Genomic DNA, 21,528 nt, shown 5'->3' on the forward strand with positions numbered 1-21,528 from the left:
ATCTAAAGGGATTCCTGCGGACCGCGGTCCCGAATTCCGGGTTATATACCCCAAATCGGTTACGTCACCGCAGGTCCGCGGGTGAGTACGAACTGGCGCAGCGCGTCCGGGTCATCCAGATCGACGTACTCGAACCCTTCGACCGCCGCCGGGGCCTCCCCGATCGCACACATGGAATCGTAGACCTGCACGTACGCCGCCGACTGCGGTCCCCAGTCGAGCACCTTCGCCGCCCGTTCCCGGGCGCGCAACGCCAGCTCGACCCGCAGCTCGGGGTCGTCCAGCAGCGACTCGACGGCGTCGGTGAACGCGGCCACGTCTCCCGACGGGACGAAGAGCGCGGCGTCCTCGGCGGAGACCCGCGTCTCGACCAGGTCGAAGGAGACCGACGGCAGGGCGTAGGCCATGTACTCCATCGTCTTGTTCATCGTCGAGACGTCGTTGAGCGGCGTCTTCAGGTCCGGGCACAGGCCCATCGCGGCCGCACTGAGGTGCTGGGCGATCAGCGCGGACCCGGCTCGTCCGGTGAAGGTGACCACGTCGTCGAGGCCGAGCTCGGTGCAGCGGCGCCTGAGGTCCTCGAGGCAGTCGCCGAAGCCCATCAGCACGGCGTCGACGTCGGTGCGGCCACGCCGGTGGACGAGCTCGTCCATGACCTCCAGCACGGTGTCGACACCGTCCTGGGGACCCATGATCCCGAGGTAGGCCAGGGTGTGCCGGCGGCCTTGGGGCGCGGGGTCGTGGGGACGTACCGGACGCATCACCGAGGTGTCCGGCCCGCTGCGGACCACGGTCACGTCGTCGGGGTCCATCCCGCCGCGGGTGATCGCGACCTTCCGGTAGGACTCGTTGGTCGAGATGACCCGGTCGGCGGTGGCGTACGTCTGCTTCTCGAGCCAGCGCAGCGCGGCCAGCTGGGCGCGACCCGACAGCGAGGTCGGGCTGCCGAACCGGGAGAGGAAGAGCTCGGGGTTGAGGTCGTGCTGGTCGAAGACGAACCGGACGCCGCGGCGCTTCCAGATGCGGGCCAGGAGCCAGTAGGTGTCGGGCGGGTTGCATGCCTGGATGATCGTGAACGGACGGTCGCGCCAGACCGTGGTGGCCAGCAGCGCCGTGCGGATCCAGCAGTAGACGAACTCGAGCAGGTAGCCGAGCACGCCGCGAGCCTGCGGTGCGGGCCGGTACTTGTAGATGCGTACGCCGCTGATCTGCTGGCGTCCCGGGTCTCCGGGGCCCTTCGGGCAGATCACGCTGACCTCGTAGCCACGCGCGACCAGCGCCTGGCACTCCAGCCAGACCCGACGGTCCAGCGGCACCGGAAGGTTCTGAACGATGATCAGCACGTGCGTCCTTGCCACGCCGTTTCTCTGCTGGGCTGCGTCGACCATACGAGCAGCGTTGAGGAGTGCGGAGACCCGCTCACCGGGGACACCCGGCATATCCCCGAATCCGGGGATCGTGAACGGTGACGTGGGTGCCGCGGTGCCCTACGGCTCCTAGCGTCGCCTGCTGTGAACCCGCTGGCCGAGCGCATCCTCTCCGTACGCACCCGACCGCTGCCGGGGTCGGTGATCGCGGATCGGCGCGTCGCTCTCGGAGCTGACGGGTTGGTCGAGGCGGCCGAGGAACTGCACGTCGCGCTCGTCGCGGCGGCGAGTGGCCCGCGGCCGCTGGTCGCGGTGTCGCTGCCGCTCTCCACCGACGCGGTCGTCGCGCTCATGGCCGCGATCCTCGGCGACCTCTCGGTGTGCTTCATGGACCCGTCGGCGCCCGAGGAGCACCGGCGGACCCTCGTCCAGGCGCTTCATCCTGACGTCGTGCTCGACCGGTCGGGAATCCGGACGGTCGCTTCTTCAGGATCGTCTCGGGACGGCGTGGAGGCCGGGTACGTCGCGATGTCCTCCGGTTCCACCGGCGGCGGCCCCAAGGGGGTGCTGTCCGCCTGGGCCGGGATCGACGCGTTCGTCCCGCACGGCGCGGCCGCGCTCGATCTCGACGCCGCCTCGGTGTGGGCCGAGGTCTCGCACCTCTCCTACGACCTGGCGATGACCAACCTGCTGGTGGCCCTGGCCGCCGGCTCCTCCCTCCACCTGTCCGGGGCGCTGGGCGACCGGCTCCGGCCGCTCGGCTTCTGCGCCCGCGTCGGGGCGACCCATCTGCGGCTGGCCCCTCGGTTCATCGACCTCGCGGCCGCCGAGCGGGTCGACGCGGCTCCGCGGAGCCTGCGGGTGTGGGGCTCCGGAGGCGACCGGCTCTCCGCCGCCGACGCCCGGCGCGTCTTCGACCTCGGCGTCGCGACCGTCGTCAACACCTACGGCACCAGCGAGACCATCGGGTTCGCCAGCGCCGCCCGGTTCGACGCCGGCGACGAGCTGGCGACGGTCCACGGCGCTGTCGGGATCGGGCACGGTGCGGTCGGGGGGTGGCGTACATCGCTGGTGGAGGGCGAGGACATGCTCGCCATCGAGTCACCCCACCTGCCAGGCGGCTATCTCTTCGGCACCCCGAGCGGGGAGTTCCCGCGCTGGGACGGCACCGAACGGGTGCTCACCGGCGACCTCGGTGCCCGGCTCGGCGAGGAGCTCTTCTGCCTGGGCCGCGCGGGGCGCCGGGTCAAGCGCAGCGCGAGCTTCGTCGACCTGGACGCCCTGGACGCCGAGGTGAAGCAGGCCTTCGGCCTCGCCACCTTCACGGCCGCCACCCCGGAGGGCGATCTGGTCAGCCTCGTCGAGGGCACCGACATCGACGACCTCCGCCGCCGCCTGGCGACGATGCTGCGGCCGGACTCGGTGCCCGACGTACTCGTCCCCGTCGCCCAGCTCCCCCGCCTCGGCAACGGCAAGATCGACCAGGCGGCGGCTCAGCTCCTCGCTGGTCGAGGGCGGGATGCCCACCGAGCTACCTCAGTGAGCGGTCACTTCCTTCGCGGAACTCCACGAACGAAGTGACACCAGACCGAGTTACCTCGGTGAACATCACCCGATCTGCCCCCGCACGTACTCGGCCAGCGACCCGACGGACTCGAACACCTCGGCGTTGATGTCGTCCTCGTCCATCTCGAAGCCGAACCGGTCCTCGAGGACGGTGATCAGCTCGACGAGGGCGAGCGAGTCGAGCTCGGGCAGGGAGCCGAAGAGCAGCGTGTCCGCGGTGAGCGTGCCGGCGCTGTGGTCGGGGCCGATCACGTCGGTGATCGCCTCGCCGACCCGGTCGAGGGTCGCTTCGGTGGTGTCGATGGTCATCAGCAGGGACTCCTTGAGGTCGGGGTTCAGGGGTTCAGAGGTTCAGACGAGCACTTCGAGCGGCGCCGGGTGGCTGAGGAACGCGGTGGGGCTGGCGGTGAGGCCGTACGCCCCGGCCTGGTGGAGCACGACCAGGTCGCCCACCTCGGCCCGCGGCAGGCTCACCTTGTCGCCGAGCAGGTCCAGTGGTGTGCACAGGCAGCCGACGACCTGGACGGTCTCCTCGCCAGCCGCACGGGCTGCCGCGACCGAGATCGGGTAGTTGCGGCGGATGACCTGGCCGAAGTTGCCGGAGGCGGCGAGCTGGTGGTGCATGCCGCCGTCGACGACGAGGAAGGTCGTGCCGCGGGAGATCTTGCGGTCGACGACCCGGGTCACATAGACCCCGGCCTCGCCGACGAGATAGCGACCGAGCTCGATCACGACCTGCGCGGACGGCAGTGCGGGACGTACCCGGGTGGCCAGCAGGTCCTCGAGCCGTGAGCCGACGAGGTCGAGGTCGAGGGGCCGATCTTGGGTGTAGTAGGGGATCCCGAAGCCGCCGCCGATGTTGAGGAAGGTCATCTCCGCCGGGAGATCGCCGGAGAGCCGCAGCACGAGGTCTACCGTGCGCTCCTGCGCCTCCGCGAGGATCGACGCGTGCAGGTTCTGGGAGCCGGAGAAGACGTGGAAGCCGGCCACCTCGACGTCGCGGTCGTGCAGCGTCTTGAGCAGCAGCGGCACGGTCTCGGCGTCGACCCCGAACTGCTGGGCGCCGCCGCCCATCCGCATCCCGGAGCCCTTGACCTCGAAGTCCGGGTTGACCCGCACCGCGACCCGCGGCCGGATCCCGAGCCGCTCGGCGGCCTCGACGAGGCGGTCGGCCTCCAGCGGCGACTCGATCTCGACGAGGACGCCCGCCGCCACCGCCGACGTCAGCTCGGCGACCGACTTCCCGGGCCCCGCGAAGCTCACCGAACCTGGATCGATCCCGGTGTCGAGAGCCACCCGCACCTCGGCGCCCGAGGCGACGTCGAGCGCGTCCACAATCCGGGCCAGGTGCTGCACCACAGCGGGCATCGGGTTGGCCTTGACCGCATAGCTCAGGTGCACGTCCTCCGGGAGCGCCTCACGCAAGGAGGCGACCCGGGCGTCGATCGCGGCACGGTCGTACGCGAAGAACGGGGTCGAGCCGACCCGCTCCGCCAGCAGCCGCACCGGCACACCCCCTACGGCCGGTCCATCAGGGTCGGTCATCACCACTCCAGACATGTCAGCTCGCTGTACAGGTAGTCGACCCGGGCCGGGTCGAGGGCGTCGCTGCGCAGCATCTTGGGCCGCGACCGCGACAGTCGGTGGCCCCCGGCCGGCACGCCACCCACCACCCGGTGCTCGATCAGGGTCGCCGCGGCGCCGTGCTGGCTCAGCAGGTGCGAGGCCAGCCGCGGCGCGTGTCGGCGGAGCAGCTCGGGGTTGCTCGCGTAGAGGACCGAGGCGAAGGCGCGTACGCCCCTGCGGGTGTCCTTGCGGACCACGACGTAACAGTGCTCGGAGCCGGTGCTCAGCACCACGTGCCGGGCCGCGGCGGCGGCGCGGTGGTCGGCGTAGAGGTCGCGCTCCTCGCCCTGCAGGGCCGAGTCGAGTACGTCGGGACGGCTGCTCACCCGCACCCCGCGCCCCGGCAGCGCCACCGCGGGGACCAGCGAGGTGGTCGTGTCGAGGTCGGTGAACTTGAGCTTCCGGTTGAGCGCGACCACGTTGCCCGAGGGCGAGAAGTCGGTGAACTCGTAGCCGGGCTGCTTGAGCAGCGTGGTCAGCAGCCGCAGCCCCTGGTGGCGGTGGCTGTCGAGCACGCACCAGGCCCCCAGGTTGCAGATCTGGAGCGTCCGATCGCCGACCGTCCGCTCGGAGTAGTAGGCGAGGTAGGCCCCGACGACCCGCTCGGCCTCGGCGAGGAAGAAGCCGTGGTTGGGCTGAGGTACGTCCCACGGCACCCGCAGCGCCTGGGTCCACTCCAGCTCCCGCACTCGCGGGTTCAGCTGCTCGTGCAGGAACGACGAGACGGCCGGAAGGTCCTCGGCCGTGATCGGAGCGAGCCTCGCCTTCATGCGCTCGCCACCCACTCGGGTCCCCGCGGGGCGCTCATCCGCCGGGGGCTGACCAGGGTGCGTACGGCACGTCGGGAGGTCTGCTTCCCCAGCAGCGCCCGGCTGCACTCGCGGGCCAGCACCATCAGCCAGTACGCAGCACCCTGGGCCCGCCCGCGGCGGGCCGTGAAGAGCCGCACCCGGTTGGCGACCAGCAGCGCCCACAGCCCGGGCGAGGTGGTGGACTCGCCGCCGAGGTGGACGGCGCGGGCGGCGGGGACGTACCGCACCCGGAAGCCCCGGTCGCGGGCGCGCAGATGGAACTCGGTCTCCTCGGAGTAGAGGAAGTAGGACTCGTCCCACGGCCCGCAGGCGCGCCAGCAGGCGGCGCTGATCAGTTGGGTCGACCCCTCGGCCCAGTCGGTGTCCTGGGCCCGTTCGTACTCCGCGGGCGACGCCACGATCTCCCCCGCCCACCGCACCCGTCCGGCGCGGTTGGCGCCCACGACGGCGTCGGCGAAGGCCCTGACCAGGCTCGGCGCACCGCGCATCGACTCGATCAGTCGGCCCTCGGCGTCGACCAGGTGCGGAACGGCGACACCGACACCGGGCCCGGTCTCGCGCGCCAGCGCCGCGACGCAGCCCGGCTCGAGGCGTACGTCCGGATTGAGCACCAGCACCGCATCGAGATCGCGGTCCTCGGCGAACGCGGCCGCGACGCCGGCGTTGATCCCGGCGGCGTAGCCGCCGTTGCGGCCGGTCTCGACGACGGTGGCGTCCGGCGCAAGGCGGCGGGCCTCGACCACGGTGTCATCGCCCGAGGCGTTGTCGGCGACCACCAGCCGCCACACTAGACCGGCGAGCCCACCCGGCAGGGAGTCGACGAGATCGGACAGCAGGTGAGCGCTGTTGTAGGTCACCACCACGACGGCGATGGAGCGGATGGGCTGCGACACGTCACGAGTCTCGACGGCTCCGCCCCCCGCCGGACCCGCCTCCCGACCGCAGATCCCCCGTATGAGGTAGGCCTTCGCACCGGGCGAGCGGACACGGCCTCCGGCTCCCTAGCGTGGAGAACATGCCCGCCCACGTGACCAACATCTGCTTCCACGGCATCGGCGTGCCCGAGCGCGAGCTGGAGCCGGGCGAGGAGCGCTACTGGATCAGCCAGGACGCCTACGAGGACATCCTGGACGCCGTCGCCGGCCGGCCCGAGGTGCGGATCAGCTTCGACGATGGCAACCGCTCCGACGTCGCCTTCGGGCTGCCGGGCCTGCTGAACCGCGGCCTGACCGCGACCTTCTTCGTCCTGGCCGGCCGGATGGGCCTGCCGGGGAGCGTCGACCGCCTCGACATCCGCCTCCTCCGGGTGGCCGGCATGCGGATCGGCACCCACGGCATGGACCACGTCAGCTGGCGCGGCCTCGACGCCGCGGGCGTACGCCGCGAGCTGATCGAGGCCCGCGAGCAGATCACCATGGCGGCCGGTGAGGTGGTGGAGGAGGCGGCGCTGCCGCTCGGCCGCTACGACCGCACCACGCTGCGCCACCTGCGCCGCCTCGGATACCAGCACGTGCACACCAGCGACCGTGCCCACGCGGTGGCCGGCGCCTGGCTGCAGCCGAGGTTCAGCATCACCGCGACCGACGACGGCGCGAGCGTACGCAGCCAGATCCTCAACGGGCAGGGCATCGCCAGGCGGGTGGAGCGCCAGGCGGCGGGCCTGGTCAAGAGGCTGCGATGAGCCGGACCGGACCGCGGGAGAAGTAACCAGTTTGAAGGATGCCCCCAACCCTTGGGTCGGGCAGGGTCGGCAGGACAGTGCCGACAAGACAGTGGCCATCGAGACGCGAACGGGTGCGAACACATGCCAACCAAGCCAGGCCGGCGCCGGCGGATCGCGGTCGTAGGGGGCCTGGTCCTGCTGCTGGCCGCCACGACCTGGTTCCTGTGGCCCGACTCCGCCGAGGTACGCAACGTCGGCTCCGACTCGCTGCCGACCGTCCCGCCGCCCATGAGCGCGACCCCGACCCCCACGCCCTCGGCCAGCCCGACCCCGTCGTCATCGCCGACACCGTCGACCCTGTCGGAGCCCACGCCCACGCCGTCGGCCACCCCGGAGCGTACGAAGTCATCCACCGCTGCCGCTCCGCCGGCCAAGGGGTTCCCCACGCGCGAGTCGGCGGGTCTGCCGGCCGGCTGGAAGCCGAAGCGCACCGTGACCGGGGACTTCTGGATCCGGCACCGTGGGGCGGTCGTGGAGGACCTGCGGATCACCAACGGCGTCATCTACGTCACCGCCCCCGGCGTCACGCTGCGCCGCATCGAGGCGATCGCCTCGGTCGTGGTCAACGACTACAACGGCCAGTGCAACGGCGGGCTCCTCATCGAGGACTCCGACTTCGTCCGGAGCAGCGCACCGACGACGGAAGAGGCCTGGCCGGCAGTCTCCGCGGGCGGCTACACGGTGCGCAACATCGTCATCGACGGCATCCCCGAGGGGCTGCGCGCCTCCAACAAGGAGCGCTGCGGCGGCGTCGGGATCCACGACTCGTTCGTTCGGGTCACCTCACCGGACGTGTGCAGCGACTGGCACGGCGACGGTCTGCAGGGCTACGGCGGCGGCAAGGTCAAGGTGCGGCGTACGGTGATGATCCTGGACGTCGAGAACAACTGCCACGGCACCGCTCCCTTCTTCAACCCCGCAGGTCAGGGCAACGACTCGGTCGACATCGACGGCCTGGTCGTGGCCGGCGGCGGCTACCCGTTCCGCAACGGCATGCCCGGGCCGGTCCGCAGCCTCTACGTCGTCGACCAGAGCTGGGTCTACAGCCCGCTCGACGTGGACTGCTCGGTGGTCACCGAGTGGAGCGCGGCCGTGGTGACCATGGACTCAGCGGGTCAGCCCGTCCCGATCCGCGACCTGCCCTGCGAGTGAGGGTCGCTCGTCCACGGGTGGCGGGTGCGCGGTCAGCCGGGTGACCGCGCTCCCCAGCCCGAGCACCAGGAAGATCGTGCCCATCGTCATCGGGAACGCGAACGCGTCGAAGAAGGCCAGGCCGGCGAAGCCGGCGGCGGCAGCGCCGATGAGCGCGATGACCAGGTCACGGGTCTTCGGGTCCTCGCAAGCACGGTAGACCCGGGCGAGCTGGATGAACGTCGCGACGACGAACGCGACGAAGAGGAGCACGCCGACGATCCCGATGCTGACCATCATCTGGAGGTACTGGTTGTCGAAGATGCGGTACTTCGGCAGGAAGGTCCCCAGCCCCCGCCCGAAGAACGGGTTGCGCTCAACGAAGAACCAGGCCACCCCGTAGCTGTCGGTGCGGGAGGTGACGCTTGGATCCTCCTCGGCGCCGACGAACATGCCGGTCACCGAGTTGATGATCCGCGGCGCGACCAGGAACACCAGCGACAGGCCGCCGACGGCGAGCCCCAGCACCAGACCACGCTGCTTGCGCGACCAGCCGATCATGCAGACCAGCACCGCGATGGCAGCACCGAGGTAGGCCGACCGGCTCGAGGAGGCCGCGATGATCATGCAGATGAGCGCGACCGGGGCCCAGCGTACGAACAGGTTGAGGTTGCGGTGGTGGAAGCCGACGTGGAGCGCTATCGGCAGCAGCATTCCCATCAGGGTGCCGTACTCGATCGGGCTCAGCGCGGTCCCAGCCGGACGAACGAGGCCGTTGCGCATCGCCAGCTCGACCGTCGTCATCGGGGTCAGGCCCGGGATCGAGATGCGGTCGACGAACACCTGCCTGGCGAAGAACTGCGCCAGGCCGAGGAGCGCGAGGAAGGTCCCGCCCACGACCAGCCGCCACACCAGCACGTGGACCCTGGCCATGCTCGGGATGGCGTCACCGGCGAGCAGCAGCGTGCCCACCCAGGAGACCATCGCGAGGATCGCGACGTCGGCCGGGCTGACCTCGTCGCGGCTGATCGGCCGCGACATCGCGATCACGTAGGTGATCCCGACGCTGAACAGGAACAGCGCCAGCATCAGCCGCATCGGCTGCCGGGGCCGGTTCTCCGGCAGCGGCCGGCCGATGCTCAGCAGCACCCAGATCGCGAAGCTGCCGAGGCCCATCAGCATGGAGACAGAGCCTGCGCTGCCCAGCGGCCGGAAGACCAGCCACGAGGGGATCACGAAGACGGCGAGCGTGTAGAGGCTCAGCCAGGTCACCGCGTCGACACCACGGCGGACGGCCATCGCAGGACCTCAGCCGTGGAGACGCTGGACGACGTGGTCGTCGTCCCGGTTGTTCCGGACGTCCCGGGCGTCCTCGTCCGGCTCGTCGTCGACGACGTCCTGGGCAGCCAGCGAGGCCGCACGCTCCTCGCGCGCCAGGCGACGACGCAGCACGATCCCATCGATGGCATAGACCAGCACCGCGGTCATCGCCAGACCGAGCCCGACCGCCATGATCTGCGCACGCAGCGGACCGCTGCCGTCGACCGCGGCCGTCTCGTCCAGCGCGAGCGGGCGTGAGCGCAGCCGGGCGTTGCCACGCGCATTGACCTCGTCCTGAAGCCGGCCGAGGGTGTCCGGGATGGAGTCGGCGACGAAGTTCAACGCCGTGATCGCATTGGCCTCGGTGTCCGCGCTGACGTCGATCGCGATCACCGGACCGCGCGTCGACTCCTCCATCGAGACGGTGACCGAGGCGCCCGGCGTGACCTCCGCGATCGCCTCCTGCGCGGGCGCGCTGGTGTAGTAGGCGACCACGACCCGGGCCGGCAGGTCGAGCCCACCGAGCCCCAGGAACGGGTTGCCGCCCGGGCCGACGGCGTTCTTCGAGGGAAGCATCAGGACCAGACCGCGGGCGGTGTAGGACGGCGCCACGAAGGCCGACGCGCTCCAGCCGAGCACCCCGGTCAGCAGGATGCCGATCACCGCGAGATACCAGCGTCGCCGGATCGCACCGACGAACTCCGACAACACCATGGCCACGAACGTACCGACGCCTGACCGGTCCGGGCCGACCTCGCCGAGGTCCTACCCGATTTGGGCGATGACCCCGCTGACCTGCACGGACCCACCGCCCACGGACCTAGCGTTCGGAGCATGGCGCTGTGGGACCTGCTGCGGGCGATGGTCCGGCGATGGCCGTTCGTGGTGGTCGGCGCGATCATCACGCTCGCTGCCGCGAACTACGCCAGTCAGGACCGGAGCATCTACTGGACACGTACGGACCTGGTCTTCCTGGCTCCGAAGAACGCGCAGTTCCCGAACGCGCTGCGGGCGACCTCCGAGGACCTGGTGATCACCGCCGGCGTGGTCGGCAAGCTCGTCGCCGGCACCCGTCAGGTGCCGAAGTTCACCGCCACCGACGCGGGGCTGATCGGGATGGGCGTACGTGACGGGTGGACCGTCCGGCTGCCCGACACCGGCGGCCAGTGGGCGCCCAACTACGTCGACCAGTGGCTGATCATCGAGGTCGTCGGCCCCGACCCGGTGACCGTCCGCACCCGCAAGGAGCGCCTCGTCGAGGAGATGGCGGCCGCGCTCGACCAGGTGCAGGACGAATACCAGGTGGCCCAGGCGTTCCGGATGACCACCAAGGAGGCACCGGGCTCGACCGTCGTCTATCCGGTCGGCGGCAGCTCGCGGCGCGCGTTCGCCGTCACCGGGCTGCTCGGTGCGGCCGCGACCCTCTACCTGGTCGTACGCATCGACCCGATCCTGCTGCGGCGCCGGGAGCGCCGCGCCAAGACCCTCACGGAGCCCGACGTTGTCTGAGACCCAGCACGGACACGGCCGTCCGCACACGGCCCTCGCCTGGAGCATCGCGAACACCGCCGTGACGAAGCTCGGCACGATGGTCGTCGGCATCCTCGTCGCGCGACTGCTCGGTCCGGAGAGCTACGGGACGTACGCCGTCGCCTTCCTCGCCCTGATGGCGGTGCTGAGCTTCAACGAGCTCGGGGTGAGCCTCGCGGTGGTGCGCTGGAAGGACGACCCGCGAGAGATCGCGCCGACGGTGACCACGATCTCGGTCGGCGCGAGCCTGCTCATCGCCGCCGGGATGGTGATCGGGGCCGGTCCCTATGTGCGCGCGATGGGTGAGCCGGACGCGGTGGCGTTGGTGGCGCTCTTCTCGGTGCCGGTGGTGCTCAGCGGGATCACCGCGACCCCCGCGGCACTGCTCCAGCGCAACCTGATGCAGGGCAAACGGATGCTCATCGACCAGATGGCCACGCTCGTCGCGGTCCCCGTCATGCTCGGCCTGGCACTGGCCGGCGCCGGCCCTTACTCGCTGGTCATCGGGCACCTTCTCGGTGTCGCGGTCACCACGGTGATGTTCCTGCGGATGTCGCCGCTGCCGTGGCGGATGGGACTCTCCCGTCATCACGCGGTCGCCTTGCTTCGCTTCGGCACGCCGCTCGCGGTGACCAGCATCCTGGTCTTCGCGGTGGGGTTCGCCGACCAGATCGTGCTCGGCAGCATGCTCGGCGCGACGGCGCTCGGGTTCTACGTCGTCGCCTTCAACCTCTCCAGCTGGCCGGTGACCATGCTGTCGAAGCCGTTGCGGCAGGTCTCGCCGGTGATCTTCTCCCGACTGCAACGCGACCCGGACGGGATGCGGCATGCCTTCTCGCGGCTCTCCGCGCTGGTGCTGACCGTGACGCTCCCGGGCTGCGCCGCGCTGGCCGCGCTGGCGCCGGAGGTGATCCGGCTGGTCTACGGAGAGGCCTGGCAGGCTGCCGCGGCGCCGTTGGCCTGGCTCGGCGCGCTGGCCGTCCTGCGGATCTCCTTCGAGCTCGCCTACGACTACCTGGTCATCGCCGGCTCCACGCGTAGCCTGATGACGATCCAGATCGTCTGGCTGATCGCGCTGGTGCCTTCCCTGGTGGCCGGCGCTGCCTGGTCCGGCGTCGGCGGGGTCGGACTGGCCACGTTCGTGGTCGGGCTCGTCGTCATCCTGCCGCTGCACCTCTTCTACCTCGCGCGGGCGGGAATCGGGCTCGGCGGCCTCGCCGCGGGTGCGGCCCTCCCGGCTCTCGGCGCTGTTGCCGTCGGGGCGGCCGCGGTCGTTCTTCGTGCGGCTCAGCCGTCGGTCTGGGTGACCTGCGCAGCCACCGGTCTGGTGCTCGCCGCCGTCTGGGCGGTGCTGCTGCGGCGCCGCCGCGACGACATCCGCTGGTTCCGCTCCGGTGCCGGCTCCCCCACCCCGACCGAGCCCTCCACGACCCGGAGCGAGGACGTCCATGCCTGACCGTCTCGACGGCAACAACGAAGCCCTGGCGGAGATGTACGTCGCCGCAGCATCCGCCGGGAGACGACGCCCGCAGCGCGCGGCCGCGCTGGCCCAGGCCGCGGCGGAGTTCGCCTGGGGCAACCACACCGGCTGGTTCGCGTACGAACCGCTCGAGCTGCTGCTCGCCGACCTCGGCCGGTCGCTCCCGTCGTCGTCCTCGCCGGCTCGCGGGCCGCGCACGCTGCACGTAGTCACGCAGATGTACCAGAGCGGCGGGCACACCCAGATCATCGCGGGCTGGACCGACCAGCTCGCCGACCGCTCCCACGAGATCGTCGCGACCCGGCACATGACCTCGCCCGTGCCGGCCAAGATCGCCTCCCGCCTCGGAGAGCGGGTCGGCCTGACGATGCTCGACACCACACCCGGGTCGCTGTTGCACCGCGCGGCGCGGCTGCGCGCGCTCGCCGCGACCGCCGACCTGGTGGTCTCCCACTGCCACCCCTTCGACGTGGTCCCGGCGCTCGCGTTCGCCGACCGTCGCGGCCTGCCGCCGGTGGTCTACATCGACAACACCGACCACGTCTTCTGGGTCGGCGTGCACGCCTATGACCGCGTCGTCCACCTGCGTCGCAGCGGCCAGGACCTCGCCTTGCACCGCCGCGGCCTGCCGTTGGAGCGCTCGGTCCTGCGCAACCGCCCGCTGGCCGTACGCGGCCGGACGAGGCGCCGGGAGACGGCGAAGCCGCAGTGGCAGATCCCCGCCTCCGACGTGCTGGTCGTGACCGCTGCCGACTCGAGCAAGTTCCAGGGCGGCGACACCTACCTGGCGGCGGTCGAGGCGGCCGTGGCCGCCGAGCCCCGGCTGCAGTGGCGGGTCGCCGGCCCCGATCCCGAGTCGGAGCCGTGGGCGGGGCTGGCGCGGCGTACGTCCGGGCGGATCCAGGCCGTCGGCATGCTCACCGACGTGGCCCCGCTCCACCACGCCGCCGACGTCTACCTCGACTCGTTCCCGTTCGCCGGGCTCACCTCGCTGCTCGAGTCCGGCGGCCTCGGCAACCCGGTCGTCACCTTCCGCGGACACCGGCCCGAGTGTGCGGTGTGGGGCTCGGACTCCCCCGGCATCGACCGCCTGATGCTGCGCCCGAAGACCCCCGACCTGCTGCGCGACACCCTCCTCGACCTGGCCCGCCGCCCACGCGAGCGGGTCACCCGCGGCACCGCCACCGCCCAGGCGATCCTGGAGTGCCATACCGGCCCCGGCTGGGTCGAGGACGCCGAGTCCCTCTACCGGATGCCGCAGCGCCTCGACGACGACTTCCTCGCCCCTGTCCGCGGCCGCGGCCACCTCGACCTCCTCACCGTCTCCGTCCAGGCGACCAACCCGTTCAGCCGCACCTCCGCCGACATCACCGCCGGCCTCCTCGGCGCGATGCCCCTCACCGATCGCATCTCGATGTGGCGCCAGACCCGCCGCGGCGGCGCCGGCCGCGTCCGCGACCTGGCGCCCGAGTGGGCTGTTGCGGCGGTGCGGGCGCGGATGCGGCGCGGGGGTGGGGTGGAGTGATACCCGGTTAACCGGGGATTCCTGCACTTCTCTGGCGTTGCAATGCCCGAGAAGTGCAGGAACTGCCGGAGCGCTGTGACGCGCGTGACTGCGCGGCGCCCGCCCGGCCGTATCCGGTAGGCGAACACCAACTCGTGTGTCAGGCGCTCCGCGCAACCTGTGCGGCCTTGGCGGACTCCAGGAATGCGCGGATTCGGACCGCCAGGCGTACGGGATCTTGGAGGTCAGCCCAGGTGATCCGCATGCATCGCCATCCCGTCGCCTCGACGATCCTGTCCTGGCGCCGCTTCTCCCGGAAAACCACGTCAGTTGCTGTCTCTCCGACTCGATAAGGGCGCTCGTACTTGACCTTGCCGTCAACCTCGAACCACACGCCGAACTCTGGAAGCGCGAAGTCGAGGCGCCGAACCTTTCCCTCGGAATCCGTCACTTCGTACTGCGGAATCGGCATCGGCAGGTTCTGGAGCCAAGCAACTCCGACGAACAGCGACTCAGCGAGCGACTCGACCCGAGGGTCCGCCAGCCGCAGCACCACTTGGGTCGACAGCGAGTTCGGCCAATGCTCCATGGAGAGCTCGTAGCGGGCCTTCACGCGCTCGAGCGTCGTGATCTCCCTGTGCAGCAGGTCGTTCACCACGCCGAGAGCGGCGACCATGGGAGCGACCGTGGTCACCTCTAGCGCTGTTCGCTCGGGCGAGGTCAGCAGAAGACCGTTCTCCGTCACCACGTCCGTCTCGAGCAGCTTGCCGCTGTGTTGACGTACGCCTGCTTCGCGACGGCCGGTCCGGTGGTCCGAGCGACTCAGGTGCACCTCGGTGAGGTCGAGGCCCCACAACGGCCCGTCACGGAAGGGCACGGCCGAGACGTGAGACAAAACCACATCGGTCTTCGACTGCCGGTACGCCGCGCGGCAGCGCACGGCGTAGCGTTCCTCCGCCGAGAGCCCCTCCCAGAGACTTCCATCCACGTAGGCGCCACGTCGCGGACGCGCGAGCGCTCCCGTGCGGAGCGCCTGCGCCAGAGAGCGATCATTGTGCCCGCTGTCGAGCAACTCCTTGCGGAGCGCGATCGGGGCGAGTCGGGAATCGTCGAGTGCGAGTGTCATGCTCTGCATCCTGCCGATGGCCACCGACATTTTGGTGTGGCGCCATTTCCCTGCATCGCGTCCGCGCAGCCGAAGGACCCGAACTTCTCTGGCTCTTCCTGCACTTCTCTGGCATTGCATTGCCAGAGAAGTGCAGGAATACCCGGTTAACCGGGTATCCCAACCAGCCTCACCCCACGAAGAACGCCCGGTTCCGCGGCCGACTCCACAGCGACCCGAGCACCCCGGGCTCGACGCCGATGAGGAGCCAGAGGCCGGTGTCGCGGGCGAGACCGACCACGTAGGGCTCGGTGGTGGTGGCGGCGAGGGGGGCGATCTCGTCGGGCCGGAGGCCGGAGACGAGGAGGAGCTGGCCGGGAACGGTGGCGGCGACGGCGGCGACGACGCCGGGCCAGCGGAGGGTGGCGGCGGAGAACGGGACGCCGTTGCGCTCGAGGCCGTCGGCCTCGCCGACGGTGCCGTCGCGGGAGGGGTCGATGACGCGGATGGAGGAGCTGCCGGCGAGACTCGCGACGTCGTCGACGAGCAGGCGGATGTCGGCGAGCACCACCTGACCCCGAACGGGCCGGGAGACCCTGCGCAGCGAGCGCTTGACCTGTCGGGCGCGGACCGACTCCCCCAAGAACCGACGGGCGCCGCGGGCGCGCCGGACGGGCCAGGACGTGGTCGCCGTACCGTGCTCGCCGGCGACGATCCCACAGGTGGTCCGCACCGGCACCAGGCTCGCGTAGGAGCGGCCGACGCTGCGGTGGGCGACGTCGAGGCGGGCGAGGTTGGTGGTCATGCTGTTGTGGGTCAGCGGGATGTCGACGGCGGCGGCACGGCGGCCGGAGGCACGCATCCGGAGGCAGTACTCGACGGCGTACGCGTGCCAGGCGAGGTCGGGTGACTCCGAGAGCGGTTCGCGCAGCACCCGCGAGCGGGTGACCATGAAGAGCACCTCGTCGAGCGTGTCGACGTCCATCGGGACCGAGGTGGAGCGGCCGAGCGGGACGACCCGATCGCGCATCGCGCCGATGACCTCGCCGCGGTGGCTCACCCCGACCGCCCCCAGCACCCCGATCGCCGGATCGGCCAGGACGGCGGACGCAGCGGCCTCCAGCGCCGGCAGCGAGTGCAGGTAGACGTCCTGGTGGGCGAAGACGACGACCTCGTTGCGTGCCAGCCGGGCGCCGTGGTTCAGCGCCGCCCCGGCGCTCGCGAACGCTCCCGAGACGTTGTCGACGGGGATCAGCTCGGTCTGCCGCGATGCGCCCGTACCTGCCTTGACCGAGGCCGCCAGGCACGACTCCAGCACCGCCGGGTCGTTGTAGACGCAGACGATCGAGACCGGTGTACGCACCTCACCCATGCCTCACCGCCGCGGCGAGCACGTCGGCGACGTACTCCTGCTGCTCGGGGTTCAGGTGGGGGAACATCGGCAGCGACAGGATCGTGTCCGCGGCCTTCTCCGCGACCGGGAAGGAGCCCTCGCCGAACCCGAGCGAGGCGTACGCAGCCGTCAGGTGCACCGGGAACGGATAGTGGATCCCGGCGCCGATCCCGGCGTCCAGGAGCGCCGACAGCACCCGGTCGCGGTCGGCGACCCGGACCACGTAGAGGTGCCAGACGTCGACGTTGCCCGGCGCGGACTCGGGCAGACGGATGCCGGGGATGCCGTCGAGCAGACGGTGGTAGCGGTCGGCCGCCTGGCGACGCAGCTCGTTCCACTTCTCCAGGCGCGCGAGCTTGGCGGAGAGCACGACGGCCTGGATCGTGTCGAGGCGGGAATTCATCCCGGCGACCTCGTGGACGTACTTGGTCTCCGAGCCGTGCGCGGCGAGCAGCCGGACGGTCCGGGCGATCTCCGGGTCGGAGGTCGTCACCGCGCCCGCGTCCCCGGCCGCGCCGAGGTTCTTGCCGGGGTAGAAGCTGGTCGCCGCGACGGTGGCGAGCGAGCCGGCGGCCCGGCCGTGGCGAAGGGCACCCTGGGACTGGGCGGCGTCCTCGATCACCGGGATCCCGGCCGCGGACGCCAGCGGCAGCAGCTGCTCCACGAACGCGCTCTGCCCGAACAGGTGCACCGGCACGATCGCCTGCGTGCGAGCCGAGAGAGCCCGTTCCACCGCGGCCGGGTCGATCAACAGGTGCGACTCGTCGACGTCGACCGGGACCGGCAGGGCCCCGATCCGGGTGGCCGCCTCGGCGGTCGCGATGAAGGTGTTCGCGGGCACGATCACCTCCCCGCCGGGCCGCACCCCGACGGCTCGCATGGCCAGCTCGAGCGCGTCGGTCCCGTTGCCGACGCCGACGCAGTGGTCGGCGCCGACGTAGGCGGCGTAGGCGTTCTCGAAGGCGGTCACCTCGGGCCCGCCCACGAACGCGGTGCGCTCGAAGACGCGGTCCAGGCCGAGGCGTACCTCGTCATCTATCTCCGACTGCTGCGCCCCGAGGTCGACGAACGGCACCTTCACCAGATCAGCTCCTGACATGCTTGATCGAACGGGCGGGAAGACGGCGGGCGGGCACGCCGGCCCAGGTCTCCCCGGCGGGCAGGTCCCTGAGGAGGACCGCTCCCATGCCGAGGACGGAGTCGGCTCCGACGGCGATGCGCTGACGCACCGAGGAGCTCATCCCGAGATAGGCGGCTTCGCCGATCACGACCTCCCCGCCGAGGGTCACCCCGGCGCAGAGGGTGGCGTAGTCGCCGACGACGTCGTCGTGGGTGAGGACGACGTTGGGCATCGCGACGACATGGCGACCGACGCGTACGCCGGCGGTCAGCACGACGCCGGCGAGCAGTACGGTCCCGGCGCCGAGCTCGCAGCCGTTCGGCACCGACGCGGACGGATGGACGACGGTCGCGTAACGCTCCGATGCGACCCCGTAGCCGCTCAGCCGTTCGGCGAGACGGCGTCGCGTCGCGCCGGCTCCGGCACAGAGCACCAGGTCGGCACCGCAGTCCGCGACGACCTCGACCGGGCCTATGACCTTGGCGCCGCCGACACCGTCGACGGAGCCGATCACCTCGCCCCAGCGTTCGCGGTCGTCGTCGACGGCGACGATCTCGTCGTAGCGGAACTCGTTGGCCGCGGCCGCCGCGGCCACCTCGCCCGCCAGCCCGCTCGCGGCGACGAGAACGAGCGCGGTCATCGACGTTCCCCCCGGAGTACGTCGATGACCCGCGCCTGCTCCGAGTCCGACATCTGGTGGAAGAGCGGCAGGATGAGGGTGGTGTCGGTGAGGTGTTCGGTGGCCGGGAGGCTGACCCCCGAGGAGGCGTACGCAGGCTGCCGGTGTGCCGCCATGATCCCGCGCCGCGCAGAGATCCCGGCCTCGGCCAGGGCGGTCAGCAGCCCCTCGCGGTCGGTCCCGTACGTCGAACCGATCTCGATCCAGAACGACTGGAAGTTGCAGGTCCCCCAGGCCGGGTCCGCGACCGCGCGCAGCCCCTCGATCTCGGCGACCGCCTTCGCGTAGACCGCGGCGAGCTCACGGCGGCGGGCGACGACCTCCGGCAACCGGGACAGCTGCACCAGACCGACGGCGGCCTGCAGGTCGGTCATCCGGAAGTTGAACCCGACCTCGTCGTAGGACTCCGGCGGGGAGACCAGGCTGGCGTGCCGGTCGGCGGCCGAGACGCTCATCGCGTGCTCGCGCAGCTTGCGCGCCCGCACGGCCCACTCCTCGCGGGAGGTGGTCAGCATCCCGCCCTCGCCGGTGGTGAGGATCTTGCGCGGGTGGAAGGACCAGGCCGCGATCTCGGCGCCGGCGCCCACGGGACGGCCCCGGTAGGTCGAACCGGCCCCGCAGGCGGCGTCCTCGATCACCACGATGCCGAGCGGGTCGCAGACCTCCCTGATGGCGTCCAGGTCGACCGGCACCCCGCCCTGGTCGACCACGATCACCGCGGTGGTCCGCGGGGTGAGTGCCTCCTGCACGGTCGCCGCGGTGAGGTTCCCGGTGACCGCCGAGACGTCCGCGAAGACCGGTCGGGCTCCGAGGTAGACGGCAGCGTTGGCGGTCGCGATGAACGAGAAGGACGGGACGACGACGTCGTCCCCGGGACGTACTCCGGCGACGACCAGCGCCAGCTGCAGCGCCGTGGTGCAGCTCGAGGTGGCGACGGCGTGGGCGGCCTGCTGCGAGGCTGCGAAGCGGCGCTCGAACTCGGCCACGCGCGGCCCCTGGGCGACCCAGCCGGAGCGGAGCACCTCGGTGACGGCGGCGACCTCCTCCTCGCCCAGCCATGGCTGCATGACATTCACACGGCTCACGACGGACCACCCTGAAGCGCCCGGCCGGCAGCGATCTCCGAGCGCAGCGGCCGCCACCACTCCACCAGCTGCCGCAGCCCCTCCTCGAGCCCGATCGTCGGCGACCAGCCCAGGTCCTCGCGGGCCGCGGAGATGGAGGCCAGCCGACGGGTGACCCCGTTGACCGCGCGCTCGGGCCCGTGCTCGACCTCCAGGCCGGAGGCGCCCATGACCCGCAGCAGTGCCTCGGCCAGCTCGAGCAACGAGGTCTCGGTGCCGGAGGCGATGTTGTAGACCCCCTCGGTGATGTCGGAGGCCGCCGCCAGGATGTTGGCGCGGGCGATGTCGGGGACGCAGACGAAGTCCATCGTCTGCCGGCCGTCGCCGAAGATCAGCGGCGGCTTGCCGTCGGCGATCCGCTCCATCCAGCGCACCAGCACCTCGGTGTAGGCACCGTGCACGTCCATCCGTGGGCCGTAGACGTTGAAGTAGCGCAGCCCGACGTAGTCGAGCCCGTGCATCGCCCGGAAGGACCGCACCAGCCCCTCGTTGTAGGACTTCGCCGCCCCGTAGAGGGTGTCGTTGTTGTTGTGGTGGTGGCCCTCCGGCGTCGGGAACTCCTCGGCGAGGCCGAAGACCGAGGCGGAGGAGGCGTAGACCAGCTTGTCCACACCCGCCGAGACCGCCGCCTCGACCACGTTGAACGTGCCGTCGACCAGCACCTCGTTGGCCAGCCGCGGCTCCTCGGCGCAGAGCGTGATCCGGATGGCGGCCTGGTGGTAGACCAGGTCCTTGCCGGCGGTCAGGTCGCCGACCAGGTCGCGGTCACGGATGTCACCCTCGACCAGCGTGACCCGGCCGGAGGCGAGCGCGTCGTCGAGGTTGGCCTTGCGGCCCCGGATCAGGCTGTCGAGCACATCGACATGGCCGACGCCCTCGTCGAGGAGCTGGTCCACGATGGTGGAGGCGATCGTGCCCGCACCCCCGGTGACCAGTACGTTCGCACCGTTCAAGGACGTCATCGGATCAGCTCCAGGGTCGGGGTCTCGGCGGCCACCTCGACGAGGGCGCCACGGGCTCGGAGGCTGGTCTGGGCCGCCTCCAGGACGGAGAGGACACGGAGCCCGGCGGCCCCGTCGGTCACCGGCGCACGCTGGCCCCGGATCGCCCCCGCGAACTCGCCGACCATCCGGGAGAGCGCCTCGTACTCGGGCAGCGCCGGCGCCCAGGTGTCACCCAGGCGGTAGGAGATCGTCGCGGCGGCGCGGTCCGCGATGTCCACGCTCTGCTGGACCAGGTCCACACCGCGGTCGAAGACGCTGAGCCGCTGCTGCGGGTTGAGGTCGTCCCAGACCAACGTACGCCGGCTCCCGCCGATCACCATCTGCCTGATCTTGGTGGGGCTGAGCCAGTTGACGTGGACGTGGGCCATCGCCCCGCCCGCCAGCGGCAGCGTCAGGTAGCCGACGCACGCCTTCCCGGCACCCAGCGGGTCGGAGCCCTGGGCGGCGACCCCGGTGGGGCGCAGCCCGCCCGGGAGGACGAAGTCGAGGATCGAGAGGTCGTGCGGGGCCAGGTCCCAGAAGACGTCGACGTCGGGCTGCACCAGCCCGAGGTTGATCCGCACCGAGTCGACGAACAGGATCTCGCCGAGCGACCCGTCCTCGACCAGCTCGCGGATCTTCTGCACGACCGGCGTGTAGCAGTAGGTGTGGTCGGCCATCAGCACCAGATCGTCGGCCCGCGCGGCCTCGACCATGCTGCGCCCCGACTCCACGTCGTCGGCCAGCGGCTTCTCGACCAGCACGTGCTTCCCGGCCCGCAGCGCCCGCTCCACCAGCGCTCGGTGCGTCCGGGCCGGGGTGGCGATCGCGACCGCGTCCACGTCCTCGCGCGCGAGCACCTCGTCGAGGTCGGTCGTGGCCAGCACGTCGGTGCCGCCGCCGATCACCTCCTGGGCTCGCTCGAGGTCCAGATCGACCACCGCGATCAGCGTCCAGTCCCGTGCGTTCCGGAAGTTGCGGACCAGGTTCGGTCCCCAGTAACCGGCCCCGACCACTGCCACGCCGAGCGGTTTCCCATCAGTCATGTCGACCATGAAATCGGCG

20 protein-coding genes are annotated in these 21,528 nt (G+C 71.2%); 6 read left to right on the plus strand and 14 right to left on the minus strand.

What is annotated here, in order from left to right:
- Nucleotides 1-59: 59 nt before the first annotated feature.
- Nucleotides 60-1,343, minus strand: a complete 1,284-nt coding sequence (locus tag ACFVJS_RS06535; RefSeq protein WP_378878109.1) for a glycosyltransferase family 4 protein — start codon at nt 1,341-1,343, stop codon at nt 60-62.
- 168 nt (nt 1,344-1,511) lie between these two features.
- Here ACFVJS_RS06535 and ACFVJS_RS06540 point away from each other — a divergent pair, with 168 nt between their 5' ends.
- A complete protein-coding gene (locus tag ACFVJS_RS06540; protein WP_378878110.1) occupies nt 1,512-2,948 on the plus strand; it encodes an AMP-binding protein in 1,437 nt (478 codons plus the stop codon).
- Nucleotides 2,949-2,975: 27 nt separating this feature from the next.
- On the opposite strand, the gene ACFVJS_RS06545 is transcribed toward ACFVJS_RS06540, so the two are convergent.
- Genes ACFVJS_RS06545 through ACFVJS_RS06560 form a run of 4 tightly spaced genes read right to left on the minus strand, consistent with a single transcriptional unit; the run spans nt 2,976 to nt 6,264 of the window.
- Nucleotides 2,976-3,242 carry an acyl carrier protein gene (locus ACFVJS_RS06545; RefSeq protein WP_378878111.1) on the minus strand — a complete coding sequence of 89 codons (267 nt, stop codon included), beginning with the start codon at nt 3,240-3,242 and terminating at the stop codon, nt 2,976-2,978.
- 42 nt (nt 3,243-3,284) lie between these two features.
- Entirely contained in the window at nt 3,285-4,478 is a 1,194-nt protein-coding gene (locus ACFVJS_RS06550) for a pyridoxal-dependent decarboxylase, exosortase A system-associated (RefSeq protein WP_378878112.1), read from the minus strand.
- Nucleotides 4,478-5,329 (minus strand): GNAT family N-acetyltransferase, encoded by an 852-nt coding sequence (locus ACFVJS_RS06555; RefSeq protein WP_378878113.1) that lies wholly within the window; start codon nt 5,327-5,329, stop codon nt 4,478-4,480. Before ACFVJS_RS06555 ends, ACFVJS_RS06550 begins: the two co-directional genes overlap by 1 nt.
- On the minus strand, nt 5,326-6,264 hold the full coding sequence (locus ACFVJS_RS06560; RefSeq protein ID WP_378878114.1) for a glycosyltransferase family 2 protein: 939 nt from the start codon (nt 6,262-6,264) through the stop codon (nt 5,326-5,328). The genes ACFVJS_RS06555 and ACFVJS_RS06560 overlap by 4 nt, the downstream gene beginning before the upstream one ends.
- A 122-nt stretch (nt 6,265-6,386) precedes the next feature.
- Between ACFVJS_RS06560 and ACFVJS_RS06565 the strand changes: the two genes are divergently transcribed.
- Together ACFVJS_RS06565 and ACFVJS_RS06570 are read left to right on the plus strand one after the other, a co-directional pair.
- Nucleotides 6,387-7,052 (plus strand): polysaccharide deacetylase family protein, encoded by a 666-nt coding sequence (locus ACFVJS_RS06565; protein WP_378878115.1) that lies wholly within the window; start codon nt 6,387-6,389, stop codon nt 7,050-7,052.
- A 123-nt stretch (nt 7,053-7,175) separates the two neighbouring features.
- A complete protein-coding gene (locus tag ACFVJS_RS06570) occupies nt 7,176-8,246 on the plus strand; it encodes a hypothetical protein (RefSeq protein WP_378878116.1) in 1,071 nt (356 codons plus the stop codon).
- Here the strand turns inward: ACFVJS_RS06570 and ACFVJS_RS06575 are convergent.
- Both ACFVJS_RS06575 and ACFVJS_RS06580 read right to left on the minus strand, forming a co-directional pair.
- On the minus strand, nt 8,202-9,524 hold the full coding sequence (locus tag ACFVJS_RS06575; RefSeq protein WP_378878117.1) for an O-antigen ligase family protein: 1,323 nt from the start codon (nt 9,522-9,524) through the stop codon (nt 8,202-8,204). The two genes, ACFVJS_RS06570 and ACFVJS_RS06575, sit on opposite strands and share 45 nt — an antisense overlap.
- Nucleotides 9,525-9,533: 9 nt before the next feature.
- Nucleotides 9,534-10,259: a hypothetical protein gene (locus tag ACFVJS_RS06580; RefSeq protein WP_378878118.1), complete on the minus strand. Its 726-nt coding sequence runs from the start codon at nt 10,257-10,259 to the stop codon at nt 9,534-9,536.
- Between the two features lie 120 nt (nt 10,260-10,379).
- Between ACFVJS_RS06580 and ACFVJS_RS06585 the strand changes: the two genes are divergently transcribed.
- Genes ACFVJS_RS06585 through ACFVJS_RS06595 form a run of 3 tightly spaced genes read left to right on the plus strand, consistent with a single transcriptional unit; the run spans nt 10,380 to nt 14,080 of the window.
- The gene (locus ACFVJS_RS06585) at nt 10,380-11,054 is read left to right on the plus strand and encodes a hypothetical protein (RefSeq protein WP_378878119.1); all 675 of its coding nucleotides are present in this window, start codon (nt 10,380-10,382) and stop codon (nt 11,052-11,054) included.
- On the plus strand, nt 11,047-12,531 hold the full coding sequence (locus ACFVJS_RS06590; RefSeq protein WP_378878120.1) for an oligosaccharide flippase family protein: 1,485 nt from the start codon (nt 11,047-11,049) through the stop codon (nt 12,529-12,531). The genes ACFVJS_RS06585 and ACFVJS_RS06590 overlap by 8 nt, the downstream gene beginning before the upstream one ends.
- Nucleotides 12,524-14,080 (plus strand): hypothetical protein, encoded by a 1,557-nt coding sequence (locus ACFVJS_RS06595; protein ID WP_378878121.1) that lies wholly within the window; start codon nt 12,524-12,526, stop codon nt 14,078-14,080. The genes ACFVJS_RS06590 and ACFVJS_RS06595 overlap by 8 nt, the downstream gene beginning before the upstream one ends.
- 139 nt (nt 14,081-14,219) lie before the next feature.
- On the opposite strand, the gene ACFVJS_RS06600 is transcribed toward ACFVJS_RS06595, so the two are convergent.
- The 7 genes from ACFVJS_RS06600 to ACFVJS_RS06630 form a co-directional block, all read right to left on the minus strand.
- Nucleotides 14,220-15,209, minus strand: a complete 990-nt coding sequence (locus tag ACFVJS_RS06600) for a hypothetical protein (RefSeq protein WP_378878122.1) — start codon at nt 15,207-15,209, stop codon at nt 14,220-14,222.
- Nucleotides 15,210-15,354: 145 nt separating this feature from the next.
- Complete coding sequence (locus tag ACFVJS_RS06605) at nt 15,355-16,536, minus strand: glycosyltransferase (protein WP_378878123.1); 1,182 nt, start codon at nt 16,534-16,536, stop codon at nt 15,355-15,357.
- Nucleotides 16,529-17,656 (minus strand): DegT/DnrJ/EryC1/StrS family aminotransferase, encoded by a 1,128-nt coding sequence (locus ACFVJS_RS06610; protein ID WP_378878124.1) that lies wholly within the window; start codon nt 17,654-17,656, stop codon nt 16,529-16,531. The genes ACFVJS_RS06605 and ACFVJS_RS06610 overlap by 8 nt, the downstream gene beginning before the upstream one ends.
- Nucleotides 17,643-18,317: an acetyltransferase gene (locus ACFVJS_RS06615; protein WP_378878125.1), complete on the minus strand. Its 675-nt coding sequence runs from the start codon at nt 18,315-18,317 to the stop codon at nt 17,643-17,645. Before ACFVJS_RS06615 ends, ACFVJS_RS06610 begins: the two co-directional genes overlap by 14 nt.
- The gene (locus ACFVJS_RS06620) at nt 18,314-19,441 is read right to left on the minus strand and encodes a DegT/DnrJ/EryC1/StrS family aminotransferase (protein ID WP_378878126.1); all 1,128 of its coding nucleotides are present in this window, start codon (nt 19,439-19,441) and stop codon (nt 18,314-18,316) included. The genes ACFVJS_RS06615 and ACFVJS_RS06620 overlap by 4 nt, the downstream gene beginning before the upstream one ends.
- Nucleotides 19,438-20,442 (minus strand): NAD-dependent epimerase/dehydratase family protein, encoded by a 1,005-nt coding sequence (locus ACFVJS_RS06625; RefSeq protein ID WP_378878127.1) that lies wholly within the window; start codon nt 20,440-20,442, stop codon nt 19,438-19,440. The genes ACFVJS_RS06620 and ACFVJS_RS06625 overlap by 4 nt, the downstream gene beginning before the upstream one ends.
- A partial coding sequence (locus ACFVJS_RS06630) for a Gfo/Idh/MocA family protein (protein WP_378878128.1) occupies nt 20,439-21,528 on the minus strand: 1,090 nt, incomplete at its 5' end. The genes ACFVJS_RS06625 and ACFVJS_RS06630, both read right to left, overlap by 4 nt.

The sequence above is a fragment of the Nocardioides sp. NPDC057772 genome, from assembly GCF_042798075.1.
In the GTDB taxonomy this organism is placed as follows: domain Bacteria; phylum Actinomycetota; class Actinomycetes; order Propionibacteriales; family Nocardioidaceae; genus Nocardioides.